We start from the raw sequence: 13061 nt of genomic DNA on the forward strand, positions 1-13061 counted from the left end.
GAAACTGCCCTAACAAAGTTAAAAAGCAGCCTACACTCCCAAGCAAACAGGTCGTCTGAAAACAAAATCTGATAAAAAGTTAATTAGTTGATTGAGAACATAACATGCAATTCTCCTACTCATGGCTGAAAACCCAAGCCGATACCGAACTTTCCGCCGATAAGCTGGAACATCTGTTAACCATGTCCGGTTTGGAAGTGGAAGAGGCCGAGACTGCCGCGCCTGCGTTTACGGGCGTGGTGATTGCCGAAGTGAAATCCGTTGAAAAACATCCTGATGCCGACCGTTTGAACGTTACCCAAGTCGATGCGGGTACGGGCGAATTGGTGCAGATTGTGTGCGGTGCGCCGAATGTAAAAGCGGGCATCAAAGTGCCGTGTTCATTGCCGGGTGCGGTGTTGCCGGGCAATTTCAAAATCAAGCCGACCAAGATGCGCGGCGTGGTGTCGAACGGGATGTTGTGTTCCACCGACGAACTCGGTCTGCCCGACGACGGCGTGAACGGCTTGCACATTCTGCCGCAAGACGCTCCCGTCGGTGCAAACATCCGCGAATATCTGGATTTGGACGATACGGTGTTCACGCTGAAAATCACGCCGAACCGTGCCGACTGCCTGAGCATCAAAGGCATTGCGCGTGAAGTGTCCGCGCTGACAGGTTGCGCGTTCAAGCAGCCTGCAATCCATGCCGCGCCAATCACAGGTAGCCGCAAACAGCCCGTGCAGATTGATGCGCCTGCCGATTGTGGCCGTTTTATCAGCCGCGTGATTGAAAACGTGAACGCGCGCGCCGCTACGCCGGATTGGATGAAGCAGCGTTTGGAGCGCAGCGGCATCCGCAGTATTTCCGCGCTGGTGGACATTGGCAATTATGTAATGCTGGAAATCGGTCAGCCGATGCATGTTTTTGATGCCGACAAACTTTCAGGCAGCCTGCACATCCGCCGCGCACGCGAAGGTGAAACGCTGGAATGCCTGAACGAGAAAACCGTCTCCCTGTCTGAAAACACGCTGGTAGTCGCCGATGAAAAAGGCGCGTTGAGTTTGGCGGGACTGATGGGCGGCGCGGCGAGCGCGGTTTCAGACGACACACAAAATATCGTGCTGGAAGCGGCTTGGTTTGCGCCTGCTGTTATCGCCGGTAAGTCGCGCCAATACGGTTTTGGTTCGGATTCGTCGTTCCGCTTTGAGCGCGGCGTGGATTACCGTTTGCAGGCTGATGCCATCGAACGCGCTACCGAATTGGTTTTGCAAATCTGCGGCGGTGCGGCAGGCGAAATGGTGGAAGCGTTGGGCGAATTGCCTGAAGCGAAGCAGGTCGAATTGCGTTTAGGCCGTCTGAAAACGGTGGTGGGCGTGGACATTCCCGCCGAACAGGTGGAAACCATTTTGCAGCACTTGGGCTTGCAGCCTGAAAAAACGGCGGAAGGCTTCCGAGTTACTGCGCCGAGCTTCCGTTTCGACATCGAAATCGAGGCCGATTTGATTGAAGAAATCGGCCGCGTTTACGGCTATGAAAATATCCCTGACGATTACACGTCAGGCCGTCTGAAAATGCTGGCGCTGCCCGAAACCCGCCGTCCGCGTTTTGCCGTTTACAACGAAATGGCGGCGCGCGGTTACCGCGAAGTGGTCAGCTACGCCTTCGTTGACGAGCAGTGGGAACTCGATTTTGCCGCCAACGCCAATCCCATCCGCCTGCAAAATCCGCTGGCGGCGCAGTATGCTGTGATGCGTTCTACGCTCATCGGCGGCTTGGTGGAAATTCTGCAAAACAATCTGAACCGCAAGCAAAACCGCGTGCGCGTGTTTGAAATCGCCCGCGTGTTCAGCAAGGATTCAGACGGCCTGTTTGTACAAAACGAACGCATCGGCGGCCTGTGGTACGGCGCGGCGATGCCCGAGCAATGGGGCGAGAAAACGCGCAACGCGGATTTTTACGACATTAAGGCCGATGTAGAAAATCTGTTGAAAAACAAAGCAGTTGAGTTTGTCAAAACCGAACATTCCGCCCTGCATCCCGGCCGCGCCGCCAATATCGTTTCAGACGGCCAAGTCATCGGTTTTGTCGGAGAATTGCATCCGAAATGGCTGCAAAAATACGACTTGCCGCAAGCTCCGCTGGTATTTGAAATCGACATGGCTGCCGTGTTGGAACGCGAAAAAACGCGCTATCAGGCAGTATCGAAATTCCAGCCGGTGCGCAGGGATTTGGCGTTTGTGGTGCCCGAAGCCACCACCTTCGAGCAGTTGCAGGCTGCTTTGACCACCGTGTGCGAGCCTATGTTGCGCGAAATTACGTTGTTTGACGTGTATCGCGGCGCAGGGTTGCCGGAAAACCACAAAAGCATGGCGTTGAAAGTCATCCTGCAAAGCACGGAAGACACGCTGACCGACGAAGTGGTCGAACCGATTGTGGCCGAACTGGTGGCGGCGGCGGAAGGCGTGGGCGCGAAATTGCGGGCGTAGCCAAGCGGTTTTGACGAGTTGAAGGCAGATGATTTCCGGAGGCGGCCGACACTCTGCCTTTTTATGAATGCAAGTCCATATTTTCTTGAATATGAAAAATATTTTTGCGATAATCCGCCCCTTGTCGCAAACAAAAGGTAAAAGATAATGACACTGACAAAAGCAGAATTGGCCGATATTTTGGTTGAAAAGGTAAGCAGCGTAACAAAGAACGATGCTAAAGAAATTGTTGAGCTGTTTTTTGAGGAAATCCGCACTACATTGGAACGCGGTGAAGAAATCAAGATTTCCGGTTTCGGTAATTTTCAGTTGCGCGACAAACCGCAACGTCCCGGCCGCAATCCCAAAACAGGCGAAGAAGTGCCGATTTCCGCCCGCCGCGTAGTAACTTTCCATGCCAGCCAAAAATTGAAAGGCATGGTGGAACATTATTATGACAAACAGTAGCAACGATAATTTGCCACCGATCCCGGCCAAACGTTATTTCAGTTTGGAAGAATTGTGCGAACTGGCTCGAATCAATCCGGCCCAGTTTGCCGATTGGCAGCATGAGCACGGTTTGGTCATCGGATATGGCGGTAATGTTTATACCCGTTCCGATGTCGTGAAAATCAGGCAGTTATGTGCGACTTTTTCACCGTTTGTCGATACGTTTAACCGCAACGGGTTGGATGCGGCCGGTAATCCGGCGGCAACCGCCGAAGAAATGACCGTCGGCTTGGCGGCATTATTGGATAGGATTGAGAAAGCACTTGCCAGCAAAGTGTAATTTCCCTATAATCCGCATCCTTATTTCGTCGGAGTGTGGCGCAGTCTGGTAGCGCACTTGCATGGGGTGCAAGGGGTCGAAGGTTCGAATCCTTTCACTCCGACCAAAAATATAAAAGGCTTGGTAATCTTTACCAAGCCTTTTCCCTTTTTGGGCTTGGGAAGGTGTTTCAGACGGCCTCTATTTTCGTTGGATTGAATTTTCTGATTCGTTTGCATTTTTCTATATGATTGTTTTATAAAGCATTGTTACGTTAGTTGCGCTGTATCGTATTGGAAAGGTTTTAGTCCGCATAAGAAGTGAGTAGTGGCATGATGCCGTTTTGTTCCAATGCAATCTGCAGTTTGAGTTCTTCCAATTTTCGGCAAATACGTTCGGTAACGGCTTCTGCCTGTTGGAAATGTTTTGTTGTGATTTTTTGATCGGAGATGCCGAATAATGCGAGCTCCAGCAGGCGTTCGGCATGAATGTTCGGGCGGTAGGTGTGGCGCACGGCGGCATCTTGTTCTCCGAACAACGTGCCGACCACGCTGCTGCGGGTTAAGGCAATGCCCAAAGCGGCATCTTCTCCGCCGAAAGTTCGGAATATTTCGTCTTGTGGGAAACCGCCGCAGGCAAGCAGGGTATTCCGGCGGAAAACCGTGTTGCCGCCTACGGTCATTTCCAGCTGCTGCCATGCCCGATTGAAGTCGGGATGGGTGAGATAACGGTTTGGGAAGCCGACCGGGCGCAGTTTCAGCCGAACCAGGCTCAGGTAGGTAAATCGGCTTAACGCCGTATAGGCGGGGAGAAGGGCTGAAACCTCGTATGCATCGTCGGCATCGAGAAAGGCGGTAAAGTCGGCCTGGCTTTGTAGTGCGCCCCAGTTGCGTGCGCGTGCTGCGCCGCCGTTGGACGGCAGATATTCGCAACGGATTTGCGGATATTGTGCCGCTAATTCCCGCATGATGTCGGGTGTGCCGTCGTCGGAAGCGTCGTCCACCAGCCAAACGGTTTGGACGACGCTTTGGGCAAGCGCGCTTTCGGCGGCCGCGCGTAATGTGTTTGCTGCGTTGTAGCAGGGGATGATAACGTCTAAGGTCGGCTGCATGATGAAGTCCGTCAGGGAGGCCGTCTGAAAAGCCGTTTTGGTTTTCAGACGGCCTTGAAGGTTAATCGGGCGGTATGGGGCAAGCTTGGACAAGACGGGGTAAACGGGCGAAACCAAGGCAGGGGGCTGTACCGGTTTGGGGGACTTACTATAATTTTTCAGACGGCTCCTTATTGTAACAAGCTTTATATCAAAGCCTGCCGTGTTTTTGTCTTCAAGCGGCATCTTCTGTTTTGAACCTGCCGTGCCGGTTGGAGGGATGAAAATCTGCTTGGAAAATTAAACGTAGGCAGCCTCCCGGGGAGGCCGTCTGAAAAGTTTGCCGCGGTTCAATCCGTCAAGAAAGGATATGCAATGAAACTTTATGCTTTGGCTTGCTGTATATTGGCCTTATCCGCCCAGGCTGTTCGGGCTGATGCCTTTTTGCCCGGCCCGGATAAGTATGAAAACTCGTTTATTCATACCGCCGCTTTTACTCCGGTGGGCGAACATACCACGGAATGGTCGGAAAAATCCCGCCCTGATGTGCGCCGATATAAGACGGCGGCCGAATATGCCATTGCCTCAAGCCGTGCCAGATATGCCGATTTGGACAGTCTGAAAAAAGCGGTTACGCAAGACTGTGTTGTTTTATATGACAAACAGCATGATGCAGCCTGCAAATGTGCAGTCGCCAGGGCTGACTGGAAAGGCTATGCCGCCGTAGAACTGGCTATGTTGCAGGAGCAAGACACCGGCCTGGAACTCAACAGGTTGTGGAATGAAACCCGCCGTATGGAAACGCAATGCAAATTGCCCGCTATGCCGCGTTATGCCTTTTAACGGACGACAGTTTTTTCAGACGGCCTCACATACGGCGAATCAATCAAAATCAGGACGACTGACTGCCATAGCTTTTCTTGTTGTTGATTAAACGTAAAAAAGCAACGGATAAACCGTTGCTTTTTTTGTTTGACCTAGAATCTTACAAACTGCCCAACACGATGCGCAACACGCGGCGCAGAGGTTCGGCTGCGCCCCACAACAGCTGGTCGCCGACGGTGAACGCGCTGATGTATTCGCCGCCCATGCCCAGTTTGCGGATGCGTCCGACGGGGACGGACAGCGTGCCGGTAACTTTGGCGGGCGTCAGCTCGTGGATACTGGCTTCTTTTTCGTTGGGGATGACTTTCACCCAGTCGTTCGCGCCTGCCAAAATCGCTTCGATTTCGGAAACGGGCAGGTCTTTTTTCAGCTTCAGGGTGATGGCTTGGCTGTGGCAGCGCATAGAGCCGATGCGGACGCACAAACCGTCGATTACGGTCGGATTGTCGCTGCGGCCGAGGATTTTGTTGGCTTCCACGCCGCCTTTCCATTCTTCTTTAGATTGACCGTTGCCCAAATCCACGTCAATCCACGGAATCAGGCTGCCGGCGAGCGGTACGCCGAAGTTGGCTTTCGGATAGTCTTCGCTGCGCAGGAAATCGGACACTTTGCGGTCGATGTCGAGAATCGCGCTGGAAGGATCGGCAAGCTCGTCAGCTACTTGGGCGTGAATCGCGCCCATGCCGCTGATGAGTTCGCGCATATTTTTCGCGCCCGCGCCGGATGCGGCTTGGTAGGTCATGCTGGTCGCCCATTCGACCAAATCGTTTTGGAACAGGCCGCCCAGCGCCATCAGCATCAGGGAAACGGTGCAGTTGCCGCCGATGTAGTTTTTCACGCCGTTTTTGAGGCCGTTGTCGATGACGTTGCGGTTGACAGGGTCGAGGACGATAATCGCGTCGTCTTTCATGCGCAAGGATGACGCCGCGTCAATCCAGTAGCCGTTCCAGCCGCTGTCGCGCAGGGGTTGGAATACGGATTTGGTGTAATCGCCGCCTTGGCAGGTTACGATAATGTCCATTTTGGCGAGTTCGGCAACGTCGTTTGCATCCAATAATGTTTTAGCCGCCTGACCGAAATCAGGTGCCGCGCCGCCGACGTTGGAAGTGGTGAAGAAGAACGCTTCGGGAATGTGGGCGAAGTCGTTTTCTTCTTTCATACGCTGCATCAAAACCGAACCGACCATGCCGCGCCAGCCGACGAAACCTACTTTCATGATTAATCTCCGTGTTTGAGTTTGTGCCGTACCGCAGATAAGGCAGCCTCTATCCGGGCTGTTTTGCGGTTGCGGGGGGAAATGCGCTTTTTAAACCTGCCTTGTGGAAAAGTAAAGTTTTTTCGTAAATTGTTTACAAAGTGTGCGGCAGGGCGTGGCATTTTGACTTCGGCAGGGTTTGTTTTCAGACGGCCTATTCATGTCTTTGGGCAGAGTGCGTGATGGGTGCGTAGCACTAAGGGGGTTGTTGGGGCCGTCTGAAAAAAGCCGTTGGAGAAGATTGTATAGTGGATTAAATTTAAATCAGGACAAGGTGACGAAGCCGCAGACAGTACAAATAGTACGGCAAGGCGAGGCAACGCCGTACTGGTTTAAATTTAATCCACTATAAGGTTTTGAATCCGTAGGAGATGATGTTTTCAGACGGCCTGTTGGGTATAGGCCGTCTGAAAGTTTGGCGTCGCCGGGCGGGTTTATACGGTTTGCGAGTATTGGGCGGTGGTTTCGCGGTGGCGCAGGTGGTAGTCGAATACCATGGCGATGTTGCGGATGAGGAAGCGGCCTTTGGGTGTTACCTGCAGGCTGTGCCTGTGCAGTTTGACCAGCCCCAGTTGCGCCATTTGTTTCAGGTCTTCCAATTCGGTGGCGAAATATTGTTCGAAAGGTATGCCGAAGATGTCTTGGTAAACGTGGAAGTCGAGGGCGAAACGGCACATCAAGTCCTGAATGATGTTGCGGCGCAGGATGTCGTCTTTATTCAATTGGTAGCCGCGCATAATCGGTAGGCGGCCTTGGTCGATGGCGGCGTAGTAGTCGGTGATGTTGCGTTCGTTTTGTTCGTAGGTGCTGCCGATTTTGCCGATGGCGGATACGCCGATAGCGATGAGGTCGCAGTCGGCGTAGGTGGAATAGCCTTGGAAGTTGCGCTGCAAAAAGCCTTCGCGCAGGGCAACCGAAAGTTCGTCGTCGGGTTTGGCGAAATGGTCCATACCGATGAAGATGTAGCCGGCTTCGGTCAGGCGTTGCACGGCGTATTGCAGGATGTCGAGTTTTTCTTCGCTGTTGGGAACGGCGGCGGTGTCGATGCGGCGTTGGGGTTTGAATATGTGCGGTAGGTGGGCGTAGTGGTAGAGTGCGAGGCGGTCGGGGTCCAGGCCCAATACGGTGTCTATGGTGGGTTTGATGCTTTCTAGCGATTGGTGCGGCAGGCCGTAAATCAAATCGACGCTGACGGATTTGAAACCGGCTTCGCGGGCGGCTTCGATGACGGTGCGTGTTTCTTCGACGGTTTGGATGCGGTTTACGGCCTGCTGCACTTTGGGGTCGAAATCCTGTATGCCGACGCTCATGCGGTTGAAGCCCAGCCTGCCAAGATGCAGGACGGTTTCACGGCTGACTTTGCGCGGGTCGATTTCGATGGAGTATTCGCCGTCGGGAAGCAGGTTGAAATGGCGGTGTATCATGGCGAATACGCGGTCGAGTTGGCCGTCTGAAAGAAAGGTGGGCGTGCCGCCGCCGAAGTGGAGTTGCGCCAAAGGCTGTTTGCCGTTCAGGTGGGGGGCGAGCAAGTCCATTTCGCGTTCGAGGTAGTTCAGATATTCGTCGGCGCGGGTTTTGTCTTTTGTGATGATTTTGTTGCAGCCGCAGTAGTAGCAGATGGTGTCGCAAAAGGGGATGTGGATGTAGAGCGACAGGGGTTTGTTCAACGCGCCTGCCTGCCGCAGTTCCAATGTTCGGATGTATTCTTGCCCGTTAAAATCTTTATGGAAGCGGTCTGCCGTCGGGTAGGAAGTGTAACGCGGACCGCTGGCGGGCAGCGAGGCGATGAGTTTCCGGTCGAATTCGGGTTGTTCGTCGTTAGAAATTCGGATAATTTTCATGAGGGTAAGGTTTGATATTGGTCAAGTTTGTAGTTGTTTGTTAGAATCGCATAAAGCTGGCGGATACGCCTTGATGTGAGTCAAGACCGAATTGTATACAGTTTGTCTGGCATACAACAATAAGGATATATTACATGGGTGCACACACTTTGTTACAACCGATGAAAACACTCTGTTCGACGTGTTCGCTGCGTGAGTTGTGCCTGCCTGTCGGTTTGCGGCCGGATGAGTTTGAGCAGTTGGATACGGTCATCAAACAGAGCCACAGGTTGAAAAAAGGGGAGTTTTTATTCCGTTCGGGTGAATCCTTCCATTCGCTATATGCGATACGTACCGGCTTTTTTAAAACAACGGTTGCCTCCCAAGACGGTCGGGATCAGGTTACCGGTTTTTTTATGTCGGGCGAATTGATTGGGATGGACGGCATTTGTACGCATTCCCATAGCTGCGATGCGGTGGCTCTGGAAGACAGTGAGGTGTGCGAGTTGCCTTTCGGGTATATGGAGGCGTTGAGTAAGGAAATCCCGAGCATTCAAACGCATTTTTTCCGCTTGATGAGCAGGGAGATTGTTCGTGATCAGGGCGTGATGCTGTTGCTGGGCAATATGCGGGCAGAAGAGCGGATTGCGGCGTTTTTGCTGAATTTGTCGCAGCGTCTGCATCATCGGGGATTTGCCGCCAATGATTTTATTTTAAGGATGTCCCGCGAGGAAATCGGCAGCTATTTGGGTTTGAAGCTGGAAACGGTCAGTAGGACGTTATCGAGATTTCATCAGGAAGGGTTGATTATGGTTGAGCATAAACACATCAGGCTGCTGAAGCCGGAAATGTTAAATCAGATGGTATCGGGCGGTTCTCACGCCGTCTGAAAAAAACACAGAACTTTTAGGTTCTGTGTTTTTTTATTTGTCGTTTTAAATGGAAAAATCTTCGATAACCGGCGCGTACAACAGTTGGTCCAATCTTTCTTTTGTCAGGCTTGGATTGAATAAGCCGATAAAGTCATAGATATATCCGCGCAAATAGCTGTCCGGTCGGAATAACAGGCCGGAATAGCAGGGTTCAATCAGCTGCGAGATGTCGATTAAGGTCAAATCCGAATCGGTTTTCGGTTCGTAGGCCGCTTTGGCCATGATCCCAATGCCGAGTCCGAGTTTGACATAAGTTTTAAGCACGTCATTGTCTGCAACCGAAAGTGCGGCATTCGGCGGCGGTATGTCGGCCTTATGGAATGCACGGACAATATTGGTTCCTTGGTTGAAGGCGAATTCATAGGTGATTAAAGGATATTGGGTAATCAGGGGGAGGGTGAGTGCGCCTTTGTGGTCAAGAAGGGGGTGGTCGTTCGGAACAATAAGCCCGTAATGCCAGCGAAAACACGGAATGTTGCGTAATTCTTCAATTGTTTCGGGCAATTCCGGCGTGATGGCGAAATCGACTTTCCCTTCAGAAACCATTTGCTGTATATCGGAAGGCGTCCCTTGCTTGATATTCAGGCTGACTTTGGGATACATGCCGATAAATTCCGCAATGATGGGCGGCAATATGTAGCGTGCCAAAGTATGCGTGGTGGCTATGGTTAAAACGCCGTTATCCTGTTTGGTAAACTCATAACCGATGTTTTTGATGTTTTGGATGTCGTGGAGGATGCGCTCTGCCGTTTGCAGCACAGCCTTGCCTGGTTGTGACACGGATATAATCCGTTTGCCGCTACGGATAAAAATCTGAATGCCCAGTTCTTCTTCCAGTAGCCGTATTTGTTTTGATACGCCGGGCTGAGAAGTAAACAGGGCCTCGGCAGCTTCGGAAACGTTCAGATTATGCCGGTAAACTTCAAGTGCGTAACGTAATTGTTGTAATTTCATAATGTTGAAGAATGATTCGGATGAAAGGGTAGGGCAGGGCTGTTTTGAGAGCGTGAATGTAACATAAAAACAAACTTAAATTAAGAAATGACCGCTTGCGGCGATTATTTTGGTAAATCGCCAGCGAATCGGGAGAAGGGCATAAAACAGATTGGGATTATCCAAAGATGTAATTTCTTGTTGCTTTTGTGCAACTGGGAGTGGCAAGAGTAGTACTTTCACCAGTAAATGAATGACACGGAATTGATTTTTCGGCATGATGCACAGCTAGGAAGCAGGCGGCCTTCGGGCAATTTTTAATGGGATATTGACAGTTTGTGTCGGGTTTTTTTATAGTACGACCTTAGATATTCTGGTTGCCGTTAAGTTCAGCGGCCTGTTATGTTGTGCTTTGTAATGGTCTTTGGGTCATTGCATTAACAATCTTTGATGAGGGAATAATAATGACCAAACAGCTTAAATTAGGTGCATTAATCGTTGCCGCTATTGCTTCGGCCAATACTCTTGCCGCCAGCGAGCCGCATACCAAACACGGATATGTCGTTAGCCGTGAATCTCAAGAAATTGTTCGTAACAATTACGAAGAATGCTGGAAAACCACTTATTTTGATAAGGAAACACAAGGCCGTGTTGAGTGCGGTGATGCGGTTGCTCAAGCTCCTGCTGCCCCTGAGTATGTAGACGAGACTGTTTCTTTGTCAGCTAAAACTCTGTTTAACTTCGATAAAGACAATCTGCGTCCTCAGGCTATTGAAACCCTGAATAGCTTGGCTGCCCGTTTGTCTGATGCTAACGTTCAGGCTGTTCGTGTTGAAGGTCATACTGACTTTATGGGTTCAGAGCAATACAACCAAGCTTTGTCTGAGCGTCGTGCCAATGCTGTAGCGAACTACTTGGTTAACCAAGGCGTACCCGCAGGCAAGATTTCTGCTGTAGGTTTAGGTGAGTCTCAAGCTCAAATGACCGCTACTTGTGAAGCTGAAGTTTCTAAACTGGGCAAAAAAGTATCTAAAGCCAAAAAACGCGCTGCTCTGATTGCATGTATCGAGCCTGATCGCCGTGTAGACGTTAAGATCCGCAGCTTGGTACAAAAACAAGTTTCTGCCGGTTCCGAAGCCGTTGGTGAGCGTCCTTCTAGTGACAGCCACTGGTTGCCTGGCGAAAGATCAGACATCCACGGTTACACTCGCTGGTAAGATGATTTTTGAAAACCCCGCAAATTTGCGGGGTTTTTTATTGTTACGCCAGGTGCGGCATAGGTATTTCACTTTTATTACTCCTGTTAAAGTAGGAATAATGAATCTAATATGTGGATGTTGGAATTGGTGATTTGGCAGATCAACTTATTTTCCGTTACGTTTCAAGTTTGTCTGGCTGTACTGCTTTTACTGTTCAACGCTTGTTGCTATGTATCAATTATTAGTCAATCGATCGCGTATCTTTTATTTAGTGATTCCGCAATAGTGGTTGATGTGTGCGAGTTTTAAATAACAAGAGGAATAGAATGAACGAGTTTAATTTTATAGAGCAATACCTTATTAAAAATCAGGGCGACTCATCGGTATTGTTGGGTATTGGAGATGATGCTGCGATTGTCCGTCCGAGACCTGATTGGGATCTGTGTATCAGCAGTGATATGTTGTTGGCCGGGCGGCATTTTTTCGTTGATACAAAACCCGAAGACTTGGCGCATAAGGTCTTGTCGGTTAATTTATCCGATATGGCGGCGATGGGGGCGGTGCCGAAGTGGGTGCTTTTAAGTGTGGCGTTGCCCGTTTTGGATAAGGATTGGTTGAAGTCTTTTTGCAATCGTTTTTATGCACTTTGTGATGAATATGGCATTTCTTTGATCGGCGGAGATACGACTAAAGGGGATTGGATATTTAATATAACGATTTTCGGCGAAGTGCCGAAAGGGCGTGGTTTGTTGCGTTGTGCAGCCCGAGAAGGCGATGATGTTTGGGTTTCGGGCCGACTCGGTTCTGCGGCAGCGGCATTGCAACATTTGCTGGGTAATTTTGTTTTGCCTCAGGCTGTATTCCGGCAATGCGAGCAGGCTTTACTGCGTCCGATTCCAAGGGTAGGTTTGGGACAGTCTTTGCTGGCGGAGGCTCATGCGGCGCAGGATATTTCAGACGGCCTGATACAGGATTTGGGGCATATCCTAGATGCTTCTGGAGCGGGTGCTGAGATTTTTTGGCAGGATATTCCCGTGTTGCCTGAATTAAGGGATTGCCTGTCATCAAAACAGTTGCACCAGTGTGTTTTGGCGGGCGGAGATGATTATGAACTGCTGTTTACCGCGGATGCCGGGCGGCGTGGACAGATTGAAGCGTTAGCCCGGCAGTGCGGCGTACCCGTCAGTAGGATAGGAAGGGTGGTGGCGGGCAAAGGTATCCGTATTTTGGATGAAGAAGGAGGGCAGATTGTATTGGAAAAATATGGTTTTGATCATTTTGCCTGAACTTTTTGCCATTTTTTAAAGCAATAAAGAATTTTCTAGTCAGTTTGTTGCGCTTGTATAAAAGGCGCAAGCCATGTCGTGCACAAAGCATTTATTTCATTATGAGGCCGTCTGAAAATTTACGGCGCAACACGCGGGAGTATGGGTTTGTTCGACGGGTCTGCAAAATCTGCCGGTTGCCGTGGTTGCCATAATTGCTGTTTGTCTGTTAGGTTATTGGCGGGAAGGGGTGGTTGGGCCCATTCCCAGCCGGGTGCATTTTGCCCGCCAATCGGATGCCTGCCTTGAATGCCGACATATGAATCCAAATCGCGCACGGCAGTTTGCGTGGTGCTTTGGCCGTTCCAACGGAAGCGTCCGCTTTCAATGCCGCTGCCGAGGCTGCCGTAAAAGCGCACTTCGGCTGAAGCGCGGGCTGAAAGTAACAGAATACATAACATCAAGT

General features: G+C 50.8%; 12 protein-coding genes and 1 tRNA gene. 8 read left to right on the plus strand and 5 right to left on the minus strand.

Features of this window, described 5'->3' with window-relative positions:
• The first annotated feature begins 104 nt into the window (after positions 1-104).
• From pheT to BM261_RS03240, 4 genes are all read left to right on the plus strand, one after another.
• A complete protein-coding gene (gene pheT, locus BM261_RS03225) occupies positions 105-2468 on the plus strand; it encodes a phenylalanine--tRNA ligase subunit beta (RefSeq protein ID WP_074895066.1) in 2364 nt (787 codons plus the stop codon).
• A gap of 147 nt (positions 2469-2615) precedes the next feature.
• On the plus strand, positions 2616-2915 hold the full coding sequence (locus BM261_RS03230; protein ID WP_074895069.1) for an integration host factor subunit alpha: 300 nt from the start codon (positions 2616-2618) through the stop codon (positions 2913-2915).
• Positions 2902-3237 carry a hypothetical protein gene (locus BM261_RS03235; RefSeq protein WP_003773822.1) on the plus strand — a complete coding sequence of 112 codons (336 nt, stop codon included), beginning with the start codon at positions 2902-2904 and terminating at the stop codon, positions 3235-3237. Before BM261_RS03230 ends, BM261_RS03235 begins: the two co-directional genes overlap by 14 nt.
• Before the next feature lie 29 nt (positions 3238-3266).
• A tRNA-Pro gene (locus BM261_RS03240) sits at positions 3267-3343 on the plus strand.
• 177 nt (positions 3344-3520) lie between these two features.
• Here BM261_RS03240 and BM261_RS03245 read toward each other — a convergent pair.
• Positions 3521-4327: a glycosyltransferase family 2 protein gene (locus tag BM261_RS03245; protein WP_074895247.1), complete on the minus strand. Its 807-nt coding sequence runs from the start codon at positions 4325-4327 to the stop codon at positions 3521-3523.
• A 354-nt stretch (positions 4328-4681) separates the two neighbouring features.
• Between BM261_RS03245 and BM261_RS03250 the strand changes: the two genes are divergently transcribed.
• Positions 4682-5149 (plus strand): hypothetical protein, encoded by a 468-nt coding sequence (locus BM261_RS03250; protein WP_074895073.1) that lies wholly within the window; start codon positions 4682-4684, stop codon positions 5147-5149.
• Between the two features lie 142 nt (positions 5150-5291).
• Here BM261_RS03250 and asd read toward each other — a convergent pair whose 3' ends face one another.
• Positions 5292-6407, minus strand: a complete 1116-nt coding sequence (gene asd / locus BM261_RS03255; protein WP_074895075.1) for an aspartate-semialdehyde dehydrogenase — start codon at positions 6405-6407, stop codon at positions 5292-5294.
• A 473-nt stretch (positions 6408-6880) separates the two neighbouring features.
• Positions 6881-8287 (minus strand): oxygen-independent coproporphyrinogen III oxidase, encoded by a 1407-nt coding sequence (gene hemN, locus BM261_RS03260; RefSeq protein ID WP_074895078.1) that lies wholly within the window; start codon positions 8285-8287, stop codon positions 6881-6883.
• Between the two features lie 134 nt (positions 8288-8421).
• Here hemN and fnr point away from each other — a divergent pair, with 134 nt between their 5' ends.
• Positions 8422-9156, plus strand: coding sequence for a fumarate/nitrate reduction transcriptional regulator Fnr (gene fnr / locus BM261_RS03265; protein WP_074895081.1), 735 nt, complete (start codon positions 8422-8424; stop codon positions 9154-9156).
• Positions 9157-9201: 45 nt separating this feature from the next.
• On the opposite strand, the gene BM261_RS03270 is transcribed toward fnr, so the two are convergent.
• The gene (locus BM261_RS03270; RefSeq protein ID WP_074895083.1) at positions 9202-10152 is read right to left on the minus strand and encodes a LysR substrate-binding domain-containing protein; all 951 of its coding nucleotides are present in this window, start codon (positions 10150-10152) and stop codon (positions 9202-9204) included.
• Positions 10153-10595: 443 nt separating this feature from the next.
• On the opposite strand from BM261_RS03270, the gene BM261_RS03275 reads away from it, so the two are divergent.
• Together BM261_RS03275 and thiL are read left to right on the plus strand one after the other, a co-directional pair.
• On the plus strand, positions 10596-11348 hold the full coding sequence (locus BM261_RS03275) for an OmpA family protein (protein WP_041961649.1): 753 nt from the start codon (positions 10596-10598) through the stop codon (positions 11346-11348).
• Positions 11349-11656: 308 nt separating this feature from the next.
• Positions 11657-12616, plus strand: coding sequence for a thiamine-phosphate kinase (gene thiL / locus BM261_RS03280; protein WP_074895086.1), 960 nt, complete (start codon positions 11657-11659; stop codon positions 12614-12616).
• A gap of 119 nt (positions 12617-12735) precedes the next feature.
• Here thiL and BM261_RS03285 read toward each other — a convergent pair whose 3' ends face one another.
• Positions 12736-13059, minus strand: coding sequence for a hypothetical protein (locus BM261_RS03285; protein ID WP_143095748.1), 324 nt, complete (start codon positions 13057-13059; stop codon positions 12736-12738).
• Positions 13060-13061 lie beyond the last annotated feature (2 nt).

It is taken from the genome of Neisseria elongata subsp. elongata, assembly GCF_900113545.1.
GTDB classification, from domain to species: Bacteria; Pseudomonadota; Gammaproteobacteria; order Burkholderiales; family Neisseriaceae; genus Neisseria; species Neisseria elongata.